The following is a 17,792-nucleotide window of genomic DNA, read 5'->3' on the forward strand; positions in this document are numbered from 1 at the left end:
GATAGCATAGCCCTAAGCGGAAACCGAAAAAGAGCTTAGGGCTTTTTATGCTCCTCCCCCTTGAAGCCTTTACTGGGGGTCTGTAATAGTTTCTGAACCTTCCCCGGAGAGATCCTTGTTGTCAGAAGGGGGAGTTTCCGCGTTTTGGAGCTGTTCATTTACTTCATCGTTATCAGTCGGCGGGTTGGGTTCCTCCTCATGCGGTTGTTCTGTCTGTACTGGATCCGTTTGCTCATCCTGCTCCTGGTTCACAGGCTCATCTTGCTGATCCTGCTCATCCGATTGATCCTGCTCTTCCTGTCGATCGTCTTCTCCTTCCGGTGCAGGCTGTAGCTGTTCCTTTTCTGGGGATTCCTCATTATCCGTTTGTTCATCCGAAAGCAGTTTATCAAAGAGTTCCTGAAACAGGGAGAGATCGGCTTTCACGATGTGGGAAGGCGCTCCTTCTCGGCCGCTTTCCGGATCATACGGAACGGCAAAGTAGCTGAACCCATGCGCTGCTTCGGCATCGATGCTAAATTCCGCTTCTGCTGTTTGCGCAAGCAGCTCCTTTTGATCGGAAAGTGCTTCCTGGAACCGATAGATTCGGTAATGGACTCTTTTATCTCTGTTCGGTGTCCAGTTTAACAAGTAAGATATTTGGTCATCATGAGAAACGAATTCACCCTTTAAATCGCGAATGGGTTCTAGTTGAACAGGTGGAATGAGATCTTCTACTCCTTCTGGCCGTTGAAACGGTTGAACCGGGACCCCCTTTAAGGCCTTTTTCATTACGGTACCGAATATTTTAGCTGCATCACTGCTTCCACCCTTTAACACATGCTGCTGATCCGGCCGGTCAAACCCGATCCAGACCGCCCCGACATACTCGGGTGTGTAGCCAACAAACCAAGCATCCTTGTTGCCTCCGGAACTTCCCGGCATTTGTGTGGTTCCGGTTTTTCCTGCGACAGGTCGATCGATTCTAGCCGCTGTGCCCGTACCTTTTTGAACAACCGCTTCCAGCATGAGGTGCATATAGTAAGCACTTTGGGGACTTAGTACTTGGGTTTGCTTATGCTCGGCTTCAGCAATCAAGACATCACTTGTATCTTTAATTTTGCGGATCGCATGTGCTTCATTTCGGATGCCATGGTTGACGAATGTCGTATAAGCTTGAGCCATTTCCAGGGGAGAGACCCCTTTTGTCAAACCGCCCAATGCAATCGCCAAGTTGCGATCCTTTTTGTCTAAATCAATACCGAATTTTTCAATGAAAGGCAGGGAGAACTTAACCCCGATTTGATCCAGCAGCCAAACCGCAGGCAAATTATAAGACATGCGTACCGCATCAACCATCGTCACGGTCCCCCGATACTTCCGGTCATAATTGCGTGGGGTATATCCACTGAAGGATTTTCTCTTATCCTCCAGCAAATCAAAGGGATTCCATCCCTTTTCTAGTGCAGGGGCATATACCGCAATCGGCTTAAAGGAGGAGCCGGGTTGCCTCTCAATCAAGGCACGGTTTAGTCCTTTTGCTGCATATTCCCGGCCGCCAACCATTCCAGTAATGCCGCCAGTGTGCGAATCCAGGACCACCATGCCGCTTTCCACTTTCTGATGAGGGCCATCTTGAGGGAAGTATTGCGAGTTGCTGTATACTTCGTTCATCGCATGCTGTACCTTAGGATCCAGCCAGGTATAGATTTGGTAACCACCCCGATACAATTCTTTTTCCTGAATTCCGTATTGTTCGGCGGCCTCTTTAACCACATAATCGATATAAGCCTGATAGCGATCCGACTGATTCGTAGGTTGATGGGCCTTCAATGGTTCTTTCTGTGCGGCTGCGATTTGTTCTGCTGTCACCTGGCTGCGAAGCACAGAGGTATTTTCCTTCATAAGGGAAAGGACAAGATTTCTTCGTTTTTCTGCTTTGTCGGGATTATTAAAAGGAGAGTACGTATTGGGTGCTTTAGGAAGGGCTGCTAACGTGGCGGATTCTGCTAATGTAAGATTTTCAACGTTCTTTCCAAAGTAGAGATTGGCTGCGGCTTGAACTCCATATGCCCCATTGCCGAAATAAATGCGGTTCAGATACCTTTCAAGAATTTCCGTTTTCGTATATTTTCTCTCCAGGTTCAAGGCGATGATGACTTCCTTGATCTTGCGCACGAAGGTTCGATCATGGTCGAGGAAGGTATTTTTGGCCAACTGCTGAGTAATCGTGCTGCCTCCCTCCACAATTTTACCTGCTCGAATATCGACGTACAAAGCACGCAGAATTCCAATGAGGTCTATTCCATGGTGTTCATAAAAACGAATATCCTCCGTTACGACAAAGGCATCGATCAGGTGGGCTGGGATGTTATCCAGGGTCACATATTCCCGATTTTCTACAAATAATTTGGCAATAGGCTTATCCTGCTGATCATAAATAACGGATGTCTCCGACATTTCCATCTTATCCTCATCCAAAAGATCTTCACCGGCTAGGATAACCACGGCATAACTCCCACCAATGAAAAAAACAAGGATCGATAGGACCATCATCCATTTAAATTTCATGTTCCCCCTCCTGTTATCAGGTCAGGATTTCTTATATCCATTCGAAATCACATCCGTTTTTAGGTCGGTACGACAGAATTGAAAAATGAAACATGACATGCTAATAGTCCGTTACCTTAAGACATAGAATTGTAAAAAAATTATTTTTATTAAACGGAGGGGATTCGATGATTCCTGCATTACTTCTTCAGCTTGCTTGGGTGATCATTATAGCCAGATGTGGGTATAAAGCGTTCAATCTCATGAATGCAAAAAGAAAACCTTGGTTTGAAATTCTTTTTAATATCTCCGTTGTATTAATTTCTTTATCCTTTTTGCTTTAGTTCAAGAAGAATTTTTATACTACATTAGTGTTAAACAAACGAGATTGCGTTACCGATAAAGGTTGCTTTGGCAGCCTTTTTGTTTGCTCTAGTACAAACTTTGAGAAAGGTCTTGAAATCGAGGGGATTTCATAAAGAAAGCGGGGATCGCTATGGGTACAATGAAGTGAATATATCAAGCTATCATACGCCGAGAAAAGGATGGAGACTTCAGTGTATACTTTCTAACTTTATTTGGGATGCTGACGGATGGGAATATCCATTAAGCCTATTCGTGCTAAAAAATTTTAGGGAAACAGGAATGGTGATCTGAAAAGGACTGCCCCAAAATTAGGGAACAGTCCTTTTACTGTTATCCAAGCAATTTAATAAACTCTCTCATAAAACCGGGAAGATCAGGCCAAGCATGAGCAGATACGAGTGTACCATCTACGTGAAGGGTTTCGGTCTGGTATAATGCACCACATGCTTCCACATCAGGACGGCATGCCTGATAGGCCGTCATTTTTTTTCCTTGGATATACTCACTCACCAAAGCTAACACCTGAGAGCCGTGACAAATGGAAGCTACGGGTTTACCTTCAGCAAAGAAGTGGGCAACGATAGACTTTAGGTGTTGGTTCAACCGAATGTACTCGGGTGCCCGACCTCCAGGAATAATCAAGCCATCAAAGTCAGCGGGGTTCACCTCTTCAAAGGCGACATGGGATTCCAATCGGTAGGCAGGCTTTTCTGTGTAAGTCTCACTATGTGGTTCAAAATCATGACAAACCGTATGTAATGTTTTTCGAGTCGGCGAAGCAATAACGGTCTCATACCCCTCTTCCAAGCAACGATAATAAGGATAGAAAATTTCCAGCGCTTCAACAGCATCTCCGGTTACGATCAACACCTTTTTGCTCATCGAACTCACCTCTTTTAAAAGATTGACTTACCATTTTATTCTAACAATTTGAGGTGTTTTTGCAAGTGGAATTTCTACAAAGGAATGATAGGGAATTATGGGTTGCCAAGCGACTGGTGAGCAATTGCCAAGAATCCTGACATCCTGTTGTGCGATGAGCCGACTGGGGCCCTGGATTTCATAACAGGCATTCAAGTGCTGAAGCTGCTGAAGGATTTCAATAGAACATACGGCAAAACGGTGATCATCATCACCCATAATGCAGGAATCGCTGAGATGGCAGACCGTGTTTTCTATATCAAAGACGGCATGCTGCATAACATTCGGGTAAATGAACATCCTCTGCCGCCTGAGGAGGTATCCTGGTGATGTAAATCATGGAGAACCGAATGGCTTATTTGGCTTGTACCGTGGTTATCGCGATTGGTTTGATGCTGTATGCCTCCATGTCCATGTCCAAGGACAATTTGATTTTCGCTAAAGATCAGTTGTATCAGGAATTCCATTTTGCAGATGGTTTTGCCAAGATGAAGGCCATCCCCTATTCCCGGGCGATCTCCCTCGATGAAATCGACGGAGTCGGCAACGTCAATGGGCGGCTGGTCAAGGATGTCAGAGTGCTGATGCCGAACTCCCATGACAATGTGTACCTCAGGTTGATTTCCTTGCATGATAAGCAAGAGCATCCCTTGAATGGCGTAAAGCTGCTGCAGGGTTCTTTTCCGGAGAAAACCGCAGACAAGTGCTGGTTGCGGATAAGTTTTATGTGGCTCACCAATTGCAGCAAGGTCAGAAGATCCATGTCGTGATTGAGGAAAAGCAAGTGGAGCTGGCGGTCGGCGGCAGCGGGCAGAGCCCGGAATATCTCTATGCGGTCAAAGATGCACACAGCATCACTCCCGATCCTAAAGTGTTTGAAATCGCCTATATCCCTTACGAGGACATGGAGATGCTGTTTAGCCAAAAAGGATTGGTCAATGATGTTTCATTCACTCTTGAGCCGGGCGTAACCTTTGAGGACGTGGAACAGAAGCTCAAGTCCGAACTGGAAAGATATGAGCTTGAAAGTCTTTATCCGGCCAAGGACCAGATCAGCAACGCGATCCTCACGGAAGAATTAAAGCAGCTGGAATCGATGTCGGGAAGTTTGCCGCTCATCTTTCTCGGAATTGCCGCCATTATTCTCTATATCATGCTAAAGAGGATGGTGGAAGCCCAACGGGGCCAGATCGGAACGATGAAGGCGTTTGGATATGGGAGATGGGAGATCTTAACCCATTACCTCTCTTACGGGCTGTTCATTGGCGTGCTCGGCGGGGCGCTGGGCGGGCTTGCAGGTACATACCTCTCGATGTTTTTTACTGAAATGTATCAGACGTACTATAGTTTACCTAATCTTGAGTCTCGCTTTTCTATGAAATATTTCATGCTGGGGGTTTTAATGTCGACCCTTTTCAGTCTGGCAGCTTCTTTTCAGGGCACAAAAGGCGTATTGAAGCTCAAACCGGCAGAAGCCATACGTCCGGATGTTCCTGTTTTCAGGGACAAGAGCTGGCTGGAGAAAATTCCAGCCTTCTGGAATCTATTTAATGTCCAGGGGCGCATGGCCATCCGGAATGCCCTAAGGAATAAGGGGCGAACTATCTTTACATTTATTGGCGTGGTTTTTTCCTTTATCCTGATGGCCTCCTTTGCCTCTATGGGCAGTATGGCGGATATCATGATCATGGACCAGTTCACCAAAGTGCAGAAGCAGGATGTCAAGATGAGCTTTTCAAAGCCCTTGCCGCTCAACGAAACGATCCGCGAATTGCAGCAGGCCAAAGGGGTTCATCTGGTCGAGCCGATGCTGGAGGTGCCGGTGCAGCTCCGGTTTGTGAATCATAAGAAGGATGTCGTCGCCTTAGGAATCAAAGAGGGTTCGACGCTGTACCATGTATTCGACAAGAGCGGCACACGACTGGATGTGCCCAAGACCGGTTTGATGCTTTCCGAGCAAGTGGCTGAAAAATTGGTTGTCCGGATAGGGGATGTCGTGCTGCTGGACAGCATCTGGGCCAAGGACGAAAAAATAAAAGTCAAAATCGAGCAGATTGTCCCGCAGTATATTGGAGCGAATGTGTATATGAATCAGGATTTCCTTTTGCGTCTGCTTAAGCAGGGGGATATGGCGACATCCGCACTCCTTTCCATGGATTCGCAATATGTTTCCGATTTAAAAGATCAGTACGGTACTTCTAAGTTTGTCAGCAATATCGAGATCAGGCAGGAAATGATAGACAAATATCAGCAGCTGATCGGATCGTCTGCCTTTACCTTGTGGGTGATGGCGGTCATGGCAGTCGTCACGGGGTTTGCGATCGTCTACAACTCTAGCATTATTTCCTTGGCGGAAAGAAAAAGGGATCTTGCGTCCTTGCGCGTAATGGGCATGACCCCCCGGGAAGTCATGGAGGTGATTTCGGTGGAGCAGTGGCTGATTGGGGTACTGGGGATGATGGCAGGCATTCCCCTGGCCATTGCCATGAATCAGGCGATTTCCAAGAGCATGAGCAGCGATCTGTACACGCTGCCTGCCATGACCAGTACGGATGCCCTGCTCCAAGCGGCGATCGGAACCATGCTGGCGATTTGGATTTCGCAGATGGGGGTATCCCGCAAAGTGAAGCAGCTGGATTTGGTTGAAGTATTAAAAGAAAGAGATTAGCGGGGAGGGGATTCCGCATGAAAAAGCCGGTAAAATGGGCAGCAGGAATCATTTTGGCCTTAGGATTAGTTGCCTATTTCATTTATGCCTCGTCGCAGCCACTTGAGGCGGAATGGGTGGAAATACAGCCGCAAACCGTAGCTCAAACCATTAAGGAAGAAGGGATCGTGGCCTCTGCAACCGAACGTCCGGTCTACAGTCTCATCAACGGAAAAATCATTCGCTTGGCTGCCAAAGAGGGACAGCAGGTGAAAAAGGGAGATCTCCTCGCTGAGATCGAGTCGAAGGACCTGGAGTTTCAGCTGCAGCAATTGCAAGCACAGAAGAAGAGCTTGCTGGGCCAGGAAAAAAAGAGTGAACAGGACATCCAACAGCAGCTTGGGCAATTGAGAGGCCAGCTGGAAAGCATCCAGGGACAGGAAAAACAGTCAAATAAGGATCCCTACGCATCCCAAATCAAGCTGCAGCAGCTGGTGGTTGAAGATCTGAAACGCCAATTGGACATCAGCAAAGAGGATTACAATCGAATCCAAGCACTATATAACAGCGGCGCCGTTGCCAAAAAAGAAGTAGATGATGCCCAGTAGGCCGTGAACCAGCTTGAAAACAGCCTCATGCAGCAGGAGCAGGCCCTTATCCTGATTGAAGAGCAAGCCCATCCCCTGCCTGGAACGGATCAGTATTTCAATGGACTCAAGAATGCGATTCAAACGCAGATTCAGGTTCTTACGAAGGAAATAAGCCAGGGATCAAAGGCAGGCAGCAAGCAATATTATCAGGGTCTCATAGAATCGGTAGATGCCCAGATCCAGCATTTTGATTATCTGATCAAGGGCAGGAAAGTGATATCGCCGATCCAAGGTATTGTAAAAGAAGTAGGGGTGGAAGAGGGTGCCATGGTGACAGCGCAGTCGCCTCTATTGACCCTTACCTCTCAGAATGATTTGGAAGTGATCGTTTATCTTTTGACAGAAGATGTGATCAGTGTGAGGGAAGGGATGAAGGTCCAGCTCATTCAGAAACGGAAAAATGGGGATTATGCCTTTGGAGGCACAGTAAAAGCTATTGCTCCTGCTGCCGAAGAGAAAATCTCGGCATTGGGTTTGACGCAGCAAAAGGTAAAGGTGACCATTACCCCGGATGACAGGGCTCCTGAATTGCGTTCGGGATACGCTTTGGATGTCCTTTTTACCACACTGGAACAGACGGACAAACTGGCTGTGCCCAAGGCCGCTTTATTTCCCTATAATGAAAAGGGGAATGCCCTATGGGTGATTAGAGAAGGGAAAGCGGTGATCCAAGAGGTCAAGAAGGGAATGGAAAACGACGAACTGGCGGTCATTGAAAAAGGACTGAACGCTGGTGAACGAGTTATCAAAAATCCTCAGCTTGAAGGATTGGAGCAGGGGAAACGAATTCTGATTGCTGAATAATCGGGAGTTTATATAAAAGAGTCTTTAGGGCATGCTGCAAAATTTTTAAATTAATAACGAAAAAGAAAGTAAAGTGCCTGATAGGTAAACAGTCAGGTGCTTTTTTATATCCACTCGATGGGGGACTTTAAGGAGTCATTACTAACCAGGATTTTAAGTTTTGTAATATTGGCTTTAGGGTGGATTAGCTTTTTCAAAAAACGAACATTAGAAAAAGGCAAAAAACCATGCAAGCAAGAAAAATTACATGATTTTCAAAGAAAATGTAAAAAAATGAGGCTAAATTCACTCATCACCCCCAAAATTAAAATTTGATTTTGGCTTTTTCCTTATTTTATATTTTATTTAGCACTCATCACTTGAGAGTGCTAACAGATCTACATCGAATAAAGGAGGGTGACTGGAGTTAGCAAGTGAATTTCACATGTATTCCATTTTGTTATTGTTGTTGTCTTAATCCAAACTACAATTTCTAAAAGACATAGGAGGATATCATTCATGCTGAAACCATTGGCTGACCGCGTGGTCATCGAAGTTCAAAAGCAAGAAGAAAAAACGGCAGGCGGCATTGTACTGCCAGATACCGCGAAAGAAAAGCCCATGCAAGGCAAGGTGATTGCTGTGGGTAAAGGACGGGTAGAAAAAGGGCAGCTTATTCCTGTTGAAGCCCAAATCGGGGACATCGTCCTATACTCGAAGTACGCAGGGACGGAAATCAAAGTAGAAAATCAAGAATTCTTAATCCTTCGGGAAAGCGATATTCTTGCCATCATAGACTAAAAGAATCGACCCAAAAAATCCATAAACTAATCAATACAAGGAGATGTAGAAATATGGCAAAACAAATTCTATTTAGTGAAGAATCCCGCCGTTCGATGCTTCGTGGAGTAGATAAGCTTGCCAATGCTGTAAAAGTGACGCTGGGTCCTAAGGGACGGAATGTGGTGCTAGAAAAGAAATTCGGATCTCCGCTGATCACCAATGATGGAGTGACGATTGCCAAGGAAATCGAATTGGAAGATCCATATGAAAATATGGGGGCCAAATTAGTAAAGGAAGTAGCCACCAAGACCAATGATGTGGCAGGGGATGGCACCACAACCGCAACCGTGCTTGCCCAAGCGATGATTCAAGAGGGATTAAAGAATGTGACCGCTGGAGCGAATCCGATGGTGATTCGAAGGGGAATGGAGAAAGCGGTGCGTGTAGCGATCGATGAAATCCATAAGATTGCCCAAAAGGTAGAAACCAAAGAATCCATTGCGCATGTGGCTTCCATCTCAGCAGCGGACGAAGAAACCGGACAATTAATTGCCGAGGCCATGGAAAAGGTCGGCAAGGAAGGCGTTATTACGATTGAAGAATCCAAGGGCTTTACAACCGAGCTGGAAGTTGTGGAAGGAATGCAATTTGATCGCGGCTACTCCTCCCCTTACATGGTTACGGATAAAGAAAAAATGGAGGCTGTTTTAGAAGATCCGTATATTCTCATTACGGATAAAAAGATATCCAACATTCAAGATCTCCTTCCGATTCTGGAAAAAGTAGTTCAGCAAACCAAGCCGCTTGTTATCATTGCCGAAGATATAGAGGGAGAGGCTCAGGCTACCTTAGTCGTCAATAATCTCCGAGGTACGATCAAAGCCGTAGCCGTTAAGGCTCCTGGATTTGGTGATCGACGCAAAGCAATGCTTGAAGATATCGCCGTGTTGACGGGGGGACAAGTAATCTCTGCTGATCTTGGTCTAGAATTGAAAGCAACCTCCCTGGATCAGTTAGGAAAAGCCAACCGCGTCCTTGTGACGAAAGATCATACCACCATTGTAGATGGCGCTGGTGAAAAAGAGAAGATCGAAGAGCGAGTCAAGCAAATTCGATCCCAAATAGAGACCACGACATCTGATTTTGACCGAGAAAAGCTTCAGGAACGTTTGGCCAAGCTGGCAGGCGGGGTGGCCGTGATCAAAGTCGGTGCGGCTACAGAAACGGAACTTAAAGAGAAAAAGCTGCGCATTGAAGATGCGCTCAATGCTACGCGGGCCGCAGTGGAAGAAGGGATTGTGCCAGGCGGCGGTACGGCACTAGTGAGTGTGATCCGGGCGGTACAAGGCATTCAAGCAGAGGGCGATGAAAGGACAGGCGTCAATATCATCCTCCGTGCCCTAGAAGCACCAAGCCGTGCCATTGCAGCGAATGCCGGCATTGAAGGATCGGTCATTATTGAACGCTTAAAGAATGAAGAAGCAGGCATTGGATACAATGCAGCGACGGGTGAGTGGGTCAATATGGTGGAAGAAGGAATTGTAGACCCAGCAAAAGTCACTCGATCCGCCTTGCAAAATGCAGCATCGGTAGCTGCGATGTTTTTAACCACGGAGGCTGTCGTTGCAGATAAGCCTGAAAAGGAAAAAGCGCCAGCCATGCCTTTAGAATAACAAAAGGCATTCAAATCAGTCTCTAAAAAGGTGAGTTTTTTAAACCATTCCTTGTTCTTTCAGACGAAGTGTTTTTAAAAAGGAGAAGGATGCAATGTGTTACTTGGATAGAGATCGATGTGTTTATTGTGGGGAAGAGTTATCCTCGTGGGAAAGAATTAGAAGCTACTGCTGGGAATGCAACGAGCTGTCGACAGTAACTTATTATGAAGACGAACCTAGCTAATATCCTCTAGGGTGACTGCCTATGAAAGAGTATCTAATCTTCTGTACGAAATGCAATGAATATACCGGTCTAGGAAAGTATCTTCCTGAAAGAAGACAATTTCAAGGAGAATACTCTCTCCTGCATAATCGCTGCACCGAAGATAATGAGCTGCTATGCCGATTTCTCATGAAGCATCTGGGACATCACCTGAAGTCATTGCAAAGCCAGACAGAAGATTATAGTCGCGTAATTCGAGATGCCAGCCGCTATCTCGATCATGAGATTGATGATTATGTGCAGGATAGTTGTCAGCGACTGCTCTATTTGGAGGAAGAAAGAAAAAGGGAGTTAAGTCTCAGCCAGGTCCATTTTGATGTACTGGAAAACATTCTCGAAGAAGAAGCGCTTTCCATGGCAAAAATACCAACTCAAACCCCTGCAGAGTCGCAATATTGGTTAGGAAAAGAACAGGGAGTAAGAAGGGCAGTAAAACTCCTGAAGGAATGGAGAGAAAAATGGCTGACTTAACCCCATTCCATGACTTCGACATGGCATCGTGCGTGCCGGGGGCAGGGTTTCTATACGCAGGATGGATAGCAGAGGTGGCTATCAAGGCCGTCAGCGGAGGAGGCGCTGGCGGTTTTTTTTTAATGAAATACAAACTTTAGATTGTATTCTAGAATAATGGGATTCAAGGAAAGAGAGATTGAATGTGCAGCTGTCGAGCGAGGATCACAACATAAGAGATAACTCCTTGTTTTCTACCGTAAAATTGAAGGAGGAAGATACATTTCATAATTTTTGTAAAATAATTAAAAAAATTCTGTTGACAGAAGTAGGATGAATCAATAGTATTATATTTACAGTATTATAAATTGATAGATTATAACGAATTAATTAATACGCTTTTATCTTTTATTGCTTTCATACTTTTGGTATGGGAAAACTAATCCTTAGTAGATCTGTCAACAGCATATTGTAGTTTTTTATATTCTATTTTTAGATCGATCTATTTTATGTTTGCGCTTACATGAAAGGTATATAAGGATTTGTTTTTTAAAAACAAGTCTTATATAAAAATATCTATTAAGGAGTGATTCTATTGAAGAAATTGCTTGCCCTATCTTTGGTCACTTGTCTTGCTCTTGTCGGGTGTTCTTCTCAAACTGCGAATACCCCGAAAGAAAATGCAACGGAGAAAAGCGCTGAAGTAAACTCTAAGACAGAAGTGAAAGTGATGAAATTAGCTGTGGTAACGCCCAAGGATCGTTCCCTAACGCAGGGACTCTATAAATTTGGAGAAATCGTAGAAAAAGAAACAAACGGATCCATTAAGGTGGAAGTTTACCCGGACGGACAGCTGGGAGGAGATCGACAGGTATTTGAAGCCATGAGAATGGGCACGATTCACGGTTCTACAATGTCGAGCGGACCTATTGCTGCCGACGTTCCGCGCTTCACCGCTTTGGACCTGCCTTTCCTATTCAAAGATGAAAAAACCGCTTATGAAGTGTTAGATGGCCCCATCGGGGATGAGTTGCTCAATGATTTGCCTGCAGTTGGTGTGATAGGTTTGAACTATTGGGAAAACGGATTCAGGCACCTCACCAATAATAAAAAGGAAGTGAAAACGGTGGATGACATTAAGGGCTTAAAAATAAGAACCTTAGAGAACGAACTTCATATTGATATGTGGAAAGAGTTGGGAGCTAACCCTACCCCAATGGCATTTACAGAATTGTTTACTGCTTTAGAGCAAGGAGTCGTGGATGGACAGGAAAATCCAGCCGGAAATGTGACAACCTCGAAGTTCTATGAAGTGCAGAAGTATCTAACCACGACAGGGCATATTTATAATGCTAGTGTTTTTATGATCAGCAAGAAATTCTATGAGACTCTTTCCGATCAGGAAAAAGAGGCTGTAGCTAGGGCGGCCGAAGAAGCAAAGAATTACCAGCGCGAATTAAATCAAAAAGAAAGCAAGGAAGCACTAGATTTTCTTGCGGAGAACGGAATGACGGTTACCGAATTATCGGCAGAAGAAAAACAAAAGTTCTTAGACAAAGTAAAACCCGTCTATGAAAAGTATTCTGCAACATTAGGAGCCGATCTTGTTAATAAGTTAATGGAGGCAAATAAATAAGGAACGTTATAAAAATGGACTGCATACACTTAGTTCTTTTTGACTAGTTCGTAAATGACTGGCATGATTTTCCTGAATATTTTCAAGTAGATTTATGTAAAAAGTCGGATTTAAAAATAGTATAAATGTTGGTAATTTATTCATATAATTTATTTTTCAGTAAATAATGAAAATGAAGTAAGGGAAGTTTGCTCTCTTTATTAGATCGATCTTTTTTGGAAGCTGATTGTCAAAACAAGAGCGATTTCTTTTTGTTTTAAAATTAGATCGATCTTATATTGGTGTGTAAACGCTCACAATGATTCTTCTCTGATTTCATTCTTAAAGGGGGTGAACGCCAAGTTGAAATCAGGATCGTGTATAGGGTGAGCAGTGGGAAAGCCAGGGATTGAGAAAAGATAACAAGGAGGAGAAGGTATGAAAAAAGGTACATTCGTAACAGCAACAGCAACAGCAACAGCATTAACATTAGCTTTGACTCTTGGGATGGCGGGGATAGGGGCATTAGCTAAAACGGACAAGATTCCGGAGCCTACATATCAGGATGTAACGATAGCGACCGTTGATGACAAAGGGGAATCCTTCGACCTCAAAACCAACGTTTATTTGCCGAAAAAGAAAGGAAATTCGGAACCAACACCGCTGGTTCTCTTCATCCACGGCAATGGGGGGACGTACAATTTTCCTAATGGTTCGCGCTCTTACGATTTATCCATCGCCTTAGCAGATAGAGGGATTGCGGTTGCGACCATTGACTATCGTCCTAAAGCGGGCTTACCTGAGGATGTCTATGATGTGAAAGCTTACGTCCGTTACTTTAAGGCTAATGCCGAAAAATATAATATCGATCCAGAAAAAGTGGCCGTCTGGGGAACTTCTAGAGGTGGAAACCTGGCTTCCTTGCTTGCCGCGACGGGAGATGATCCGAAACTGGAAGGGGATGTTGGAGGCAATTTAGATCAATCCAGCAAGATCCACTCCGCAGTTATTTATTATCCATTTACCGATGCCTTCTTCTACGATGATCCTTCAGGCATTTTAAAGAATTTCTACGGAGCACAAGATTCGGACATAGCTGGAATTTTAGCAGCGAATGAGAGCAATGATACGTCCAGTCCTTATTGGCCTTTTGTTGAAAAAATTCGTTTAGTTAACCCAATCAATCACGTAGACAAAGAGGACCCTCCTGTTTTGATTACGATCGGTGGTCAAGACCCTGTAACCCCAATCAAGCATAGCACGGAGTTATTTAACAAGTATTTAGAACATGGCGTAGATGCCTCCCTTTACGCCTGGGCGCCGGGCGTTCACGGACGGGTGGGAACCGATATTGAAGCGGCGACTGCCGAATGGCTCGTGAACAAGCTGCTAGGGGAACAATCGGAAGAAAAATAAGGATTCGCACTCGTTTGGGGAAAGCGAAATTAATATCTAAGGAGCTAATAATGAAATTTAAAAAAATAGTTTCATTAAGTATGACCACACTCATGATCTTGGCAAGTGTCGTACCCGTTTCAGCGGCATCAGAAAAAAGCAACGAGAAAAAAGAACTGGCAGCTACTTCCCTGGATGGCATGCCAAAACCCGCCATCGACATCACGCTCGGCAACCAATTGCCGTTGACGGGATATTTCACCCGCAATGTAACGGTTGGTGAGGATATCCGTACGGTCAAGATCTATGTGGCTCCGGGTACGACGGTCCGCGATTATTTCACGGTCATCGCAGTACCCGAAGGCATGACCACCGAAACGTTCCTTCAAAACAGCGGCTGGCTGGATATTGCCAATGAAAAATCGGAAGGCTTGTTCATCCTGGAACCCGGTGCTGATGGCTGGGGCACGGTGGAAGAAGAACTTTCCTATATGAATGAAGCATTCAAACTCCTGAGAGATACTAAATATTACAATACCTTCGGTTTATTCTATCTGGCAGGATATGGTGACGGCGGCACGGCACTCAGCGCTTGGGCCATGGAGAACCCGCATTTCGTGATTAGCTCCACCTTTGTCCAAACGGAAGATCTGGATGCCGACTTTTTAGTCAAGACGGGCGCAAAGATCTTCCCTGAAAACCATGACATTTCTTACAGCGAGGTTCCCGTTCCTACCTGGTTCGTGAATGAGGACCTGAATTCTGTGGAAAACCTCGTCAATTATTGGAAAGCAGCCAATGACACTGTTGAGGAGGGAACCCGTTCCTCGGATGTTACCATGGGAGGTACCGTTTTCATGCAGGATGAGGATTCCGATAACATCGTGACTTCCTATAGTGATGTCCGCTCTAAAGTCGCGGTTCTCGAAAAAGGGGATGCCAGCCTTTATCGGAAAGGCTTCACGAAGAAAGTCTATGATTTCCTTTCCTACTATACACGCTATGACAGCACCTCCATCAATGGAAACGTCCTTGGCATAAGACCTGACTACGAGAAGATGGGCGTCGAGATTAAGGAAATGGTCTTGGATGGCTACACCCGTGAATATCTCGTATACGTACCTGAATCGGCTCCAAAAGAAAATATTCCGGTTGTCTACGCTTTGGCCGGAAACACGCAGCAAGCACGGGTATTTTTTGATGCGAGCCACTGGTGGGAAGTGGCTGATAAATACGGCTTCATGCTCGTCATGCCAAGTGAACAATATCATTCCTCCACTGAAGTGACATGGAATATCTTTGGTGATCCAACAAAGCAAAATGACTTTGAATTCCTTGAGGACGTCATTAAGCAAATTGACAAAGATTACAACACCGATCCCGGTAAACGTTATCTGACTGGGCAATCTTTGGGCTCCATGTTCTCTAACTATGCAACCATGGTCATGCCGGAGTACTTCACTGCTGTGGGAACCACATCGGGTCCGCTTATGATTGATAGAAAACCTGCCGAAGGCAAGACGGACAAAATGCCGGTATACCTGCTCTTTGGGGAACACGACATTTGGAGCTGGGATCACACGAGCGCTGGTCAAGCCAACGATACAGTCGAATACTGGCTTGATCGAAATGATCTAGGAGAAATTAGTGACGCCGTCATAACTACGAACGACAGATATACCACATATACTTGGAATGATGAAAATGGGATCCCGATGTACAAATACACTCAGACCAAGGACAGAGCCCATAACTTTATCGTATCTGAAGTGTGGGAGCTGTGGGAAGAATGGTTCTCTCATTGGGAAATGGATGAAGATGGGGTTCGTCATTACAGTAATTAACTTGAGTCTACAATTAGGAAATAACGAAGTCCCTCAGCCCTGAATAAAAGGGTTGAGGGATTTTTTATTTTTAATGCGAATGAAACATGTGACCCACTACCTTCGCCAAATGGATAAAAGTGATAACAAAAGGAGCGATTCCCATGAAGAAGTGGATGACATGTTTAGCGTTAGGATTATTGGTTCTTTCCGTACTAGGATGTCAGGCTGGAGAGAAGCCTGCCTCCAATGCGACAGAAGTGACGACACCTGACAAGGAAGAAGAAAAACCTTCTGCACCGCAGGAAGTTCCCGCCGAATCTCGTACCTACCAAAATTCCGTCGATGCCTATTTGCTCGATTTGCCCAAAGAGTGGTCTAAAGTTCAAATCATCGAAGCGAGCCGAAGTGCAGATTTCATTTATCCATCCGCCAGTCCTGATGTCCACCAGTCCCTTATGCGGATTGTGGGGATGACCAATGAAGAATGGGAGAAGATGAAGGCGGAAGGAGGACCGGAAGTTAGTCAATTGAAAGAAATTACTCAGATTGATGGAAGCATGTATTTCTATGTCCTGCCCTTGGATCAGGTTTTAGAAGGCCAAGAGTTGGAAGAGTATAACGCTATGGCTAAACAAATGCCAGACATTCTTTTTAACTTCCGGGTAGAGAATTAGAGGAGGAGTGTAGCTAATCCCATCTAATAGAAAGGCATCAGTAGCCCCAATCATCCAAGGTTGGGGCTACTATTGTGTTCATTATGAAAAAGGCACAAACACTAGGCTACTATCATTGGTCATTTTACTTTTTTATCCATAAGATAGAGTATCTTTGGTGTAAAGGAGTATTATCAATGGCACTTGTAAAAAAGAAAGCCAAAATAAATCAAATCGGTAATTTAACAGGTTATTAGATCGGTATTAATGATAGTGGATTTTACTATATCCGGCAGGGTGAAAATGGAGAGGAAACCTCTTTGTTAATGTTTTCATCGGAACCCGGAAGGGAAATATTGTTTCTGGTGAATGGGCAGACGTACCTCGTGGAAAGGCCCGAGGAAGCGGAACCCTTCTGTTCGAGTCTTTCGGCTCAAGATGGAAGTGTTCGGCTTGAACGCATTAGTGAGACCGGAGGATTCTTTAATAGCCAATGGGAATTCCTCAGTCGAAGGGGAAGTACGGGCATCGAAGAAAAACAAAAATAATTAGTTGGCAAGAGAGATCCGTGAAATCTCTCTTTTTTTATTGGAAGAAAAGTCACAATTACAGTGGATAGTATGCAATTACCACCAAGTACCTGTCAATTATCGTTTGATTTACAAGTATAATAAAAGTACATATCCTATTTTTTCTTTTCTTTAAAGGAATTACCTAACGGGTTTTAGGATTGATAATTGACACCATAAACCTTGTTTACTCGAATGAAACAAAGGAGTGAAAAATATGAGTCGTGTCATGTTATTTTACAGTTCTAATATATTATTAGTTCTATACCTCATTTTAGTTTTCGCTTCCATTTTTACAAAAGATAAAAATTACAGACTGCTTTTTATCGCTGCCTCAACATTATTATTTGGATTAGCCATAGGTATCATTTTATTTTGGTTACCCTATGATGCAGACCCATCTATTGCTAAAAAAACATTATATACTATAACTCTAATTGCTTTAATAACGATACCTACTCTATTAAGTAGGAGGTGGAAACTTAACGAAAAAATTCAAGCATTTTTTGAGAAAAAGAAGAACAATAACTAGGTTATGCAGTGTCATCATTGTTGTGTGCCTTATTATCTGGTAAACGTAATCTAATCTTATGTAAACCATTTTTAACAGACCATCTAACGGAATGCTCGGGATGGTCTTTTCTTTTTTGTCCATGCAAATATTTTT

18 protein-coding genes are annotated in these 17,792 nt (G+C 44.4%); 16 read left to right on the plus strand and 2 right to left on the minus strand.

Translation table 11 applies throughout. From position 1 onward, the window contains the following. Positions 1-69 precede the first annotated feature (69 nt). Positions 70-2,550 (minus strand): transglycosylase domain-containing protein, encoded by a 2,481-nt coding sequence (locus tag ABLT31_RS04845; RefSeq protein WP_367749387.1) that lies wholly within the window; start codon positions 2,548-2,550, stop codon positions 70-72. A gap of 167 nt (positions 2,551-2,717) precedes the next feature. Between ABLT31_RS04845 and ABLT31_RS04850 the strand changes: the two genes are divergently transcribed. Then, positions 2,718-2,873: a hypothetical protein gene (locus tag ABLT31_RS04850; RefSeq protein WP_367749388.1), complete on the plus strand. Its 156-nt coding sequence runs from the start codon at positions 2,718-2,720 to the stop codon at positions 2,871-2,873. Between the two features lie 352 nt (positions 2,874-3,225). On the opposite strand, the gene ABLT31_RS04855 is transcribed toward ABLT31_RS04850, so the two are convergent. Continuing rightward, positions 3,226-3,777 (minus strand): DJ-1/PfpI family protein, encoded by a 552-nt coding sequence (locus ABLT31_RS04855; protein WP_367749389.1) that lies wholly within the window; start codon positions 3,775-3,777, stop codon positions 3,226-3,228. A 147-nt stretch (positions 3,778-3,924) separates the two neighbouring features. Between ABLT31_RS04855 and ABLT31_RS04860 the strand changes: the two genes are divergently transcribed. From ABLT31_RS04860 to ABLT31_RS04930, 15 genes are all read left to right on the plus strand, one after another. Further along, the gene (locus ABLT31_RS04860; protein ID WP_367749390.1) at positions 3,925-4,146 is read left to right on the plus strand and encodes a hypothetical protein; all 222 of its coding nucleotides are present in this window, start codon (positions 3,925-3,927) and stop codon (positions 4,144-4,146) included. Positions 4,147-4,154: 8 nt separating this feature from the next. Beyond that, positions 4,155-4,586 (plus strand): hypothetical protein, encoded by a 432-nt coding sequence (locus ABLT31_RS04865; protein WP_367749391.1) that lies wholly within the window; start codon positions 4,155-4,157, stop codon positions 4,584-4,586. Next, positions 4,520-6,484, plus strand: coding sequence for an ABC transporter permease (locus ABLT31_RS04870; RefSeq protein ID WP_367749392.1), 1,965 nt, complete (start codon positions 4,520-4,522; stop codon positions 6,482-6,484). The genes ABLT31_RS04865 and ABLT31_RS04870 overlap by 67 nt, the downstream gene beginning before the upstream one ends. A gap of 17 nt (positions 6,485-6,501) precedes the next feature. After that, positions 6,502-7,071 carry an HlyD family efflux transporter periplasmic adaptor subunit gene (locus tag ABLT31_RS04875; RefSeq protein WP_367749393.1) on the plus strand — a complete coding sequence of 190 codons (570 nt, stop codon included), beginning with the start codon at positions 6,502-6,504 and terminating at the stop codon, positions 7,069-7,071. A gap of 3 nt (positions 7,072-7,074) precedes the next feature. Continuing rightward, positions 7,075-7,917, plus strand: a complete 843-nt coding sequence (locus tag ABLT31_RS04880) for an efflux RND transporter periplasmic adaptor subunit (protein WP_367749394.1) — start codon at positions 7,075-7,077, stop codon at positions 7,915-7,917. Between the two features lie 498 nt (positions 7,918-8,415). Next, complete coding sequence (gene groES / locus ABLT31_RS04885) at positions 8,416-8,697, plus strand: co-chaperone GroES (RefSeq protein WP_367749395.1); 282 nt, start codon at positions 8,416-8,418, stop codon at positions 8,695-8,697. A 53-nt stretch (positions 8,698-8,750) separates the two neighbouring features. Further along, complete coding sequence (gene groL, locus ABLT31_RS04890) at positions 8,751-10,352, plus strand: chaperonin GroEL (RefSeq protein ID WP_367749396.1); 1,602 nt, start codon at positions 8,751-8,753, stop codon at positions 10,350-10,352. 247 nt (positions 10,353-10,599) lie between these two features. Continuing rightward, a complete protein-coding gene (locus ABLT31_RS04895) occupies positions 10,600-11,088 on the plus strand; it encodes a hypothetical protein (protein ID WP_367749397.1) in 489 nt (162 codons plus the stop codon). Beyond that, positions 11,076-11,228 (plus strand): hypothetical protein, encoded by a 153-nt coding sequence (locus ABLT31_RS04900; RefSeq protein ID WP_367749398.1) that lies wholly within the window; start codon positions 11,076-11,078, stop codon positions 11,226-11,228. The genes ABLT31_RS04895 and ABLT31_RS04900 overlap by 13 nt, the downstream gene beginning before the upstream one ends. A gap of 425 nt (positions 11,229-11,653) precedes the next feature. Further along, positions 11,654-12,703, plus strand: coding sequence for a TRAP transporter substrate-binding protein (locus tag ABLT31_RS04905; RefSeq protein ID WP_367749399.1), 1,050 nt, complete (start codon positions 11,654-11,656; stop codon positions 12,701-12,703). Between the two features lie 417 nt (positions 12,704-13,120). Then, on the plus strand, positions 13,121-14,098 hold the full coding sequence (locus ABLT31_RS04910) for an alpha/beta hydrolase fold domain-containing protein (protein WP_367749400.1): 978 nt from the start codon (positions 13,121-13,123) through the stop codon (positions 14,096-14,098). 50 nt (positions 14,099-14,148) lie between these two features. Next, complete coding sequence (locus tag ABLT31_RS04915; RefSeq protein WP_367749401.1) at positions 14,149-15,921, plus strand: PHB depolymerase family esterase; 1,773 nt, start codon at positions 14,149-14,151, stop codon at positions 15,919-15,921. 143 nt (positions 15,922-16,064) lie between these two features. Continuing rightward, positions 16,065-16,577, plus strand: a complete 513-nt coding sequence (locus ABLT31_RS04920) for a hypothetical protein (RefSeq protein ID WP_367749402.1) — start codon at positions 16,065-16,067, stop codon at positions 16,575-16,577. Positions 16,578-16,882: 305 nt separating this feature from the next. Beyond that, a complete protein-coding gene (locus tag ABLT31_RS04925) occupies positions 16,883-17,104 on the plus strand; it encodes a hypothetical protein (RefSeq protein ID WP_367749403.1) in 222 nt (73 codons plus the stop codon). Between the two features lie 238 nt (positions 17,105-17,342). Beyond that, positions 17,343-17,657, plus strand: a complete 315-nt coding sequence (locus ABLT31_RS04930) for a hypothetical protein (RefSeq protein ID WP_367749404.1) — start codon at positions 17,343-17,345, stop codon at positions 17,655-17,657. Positions 17,658-17,792: the final 135 nt, after the last annotated feature.

The organism is Ammoniphilus soli, assembly GCF_040813775.1.

What these genes read in the sequence shown, in the direction of transcription:
- ABLT31_RS04910 (WP_367749400.1), top strand. Translation starts at nt 13,121, where the DNA reads ATGAAAAAAGGTACATTCGTAACAGCAACAGCAACAGCAACAGCATTA.
- ABLT31_RS04915 (WP_367749401.1), top strand. Translation starts at nt 14,149, where the DNA reads ATGAAATTTAAAAAAATAGTTTCATTAAGTATGACCACACTCATGATC.
- ABLT31_RS04900 (WP_367749398.1), top strand. Translation starts at nt 11,076, where the DNA reads ATGGCTGACTTAACCCCATTCCATGACTTCGACATGGCATCGTGCGTG.
- ABLT31_RS04855 (WP_367749389.1), bottom strand. Translation starts at nt 3,777, where the DNA reads ATGAGCAAAAAGGTGTTGATCGTAACCGGAGATGCTGTTGAAGCGCTG.
- ABLT31_RS04845 (WP_367749387.1), bottom strand. Translation starts at nt 2,550, where the DNA reads ATGAAATTTAAATGGATGATGGTCCTATCGATCCTTGTTTTTTTCATT.
- ABLT31_RS04895 (WP_367749397.1), top strand. Translation starts at nt 10,600, where the DNA reads ATGAAAGAGTATCTAATCTTCTGTACGAAATGCAATGAATATACCGGT.
- groES (WP_367749395.1), top strand. Translation starts at nt 8,416, where the DNA reads ATGCTGAAACCATTGGCTGACCGCGTGGTCATCGAAGTTCAAAAGCAA.
- ABLT31_RS04925 (WP_367749403.1), top strand. Translation starts at nt 16,883, where the DNA reads ATGTTTTCATCGGAACCCGGAAGGGAAATATTGTTTCTGGTGAATGGG.
- ABLT31_RS04930 (WP_367749404.1), top strand. Translation starts at nt 17,343, where the DNA reads ATGAGTCGTGTCATGTTATTTTACAGTTCTAATATATTATTAGTTCTA.
- ABLT31_RS04920 (WP_367749402.1), top strand. Translation starts at nt 16,065, where the DNA reads ATGAAGAAGTGGATGACATGTTTAGCGTTAGGATTATTGGTTCTTTCC.
- ABLT31_RS04850 (WP_367749388.1), top strand. Translation starts at nt 2,718, where the DNA reads ATGATTCCTGCATTACTTCTTCAGCTTGCTTGGGTGATCATTATAGCC.
- ABLT31_RS04875 (WP_367749393.1), top strand. Translation starts at nt 6,502, where the DNA reads ATGAAAAAGCCGGTAAAATGGGCAGCAGGAATCATTTTGGCCTTAGGA.
- ABLT31_RS04865 (WP_367749391.1), top strand. Translation starts at nt 4,155, where the DNA reads ATGGAGAACCGAATGGCTTATTTGGCTTGTACCGTGGTTATCGCGATT.
- groL (WP_367749396.1), top strand. Translation starts at nt 8,751, where the DNA reads ATGGCAAAACAAATTCTATTTAGTGAAGAATCCCGCCGTTCGATGCTT.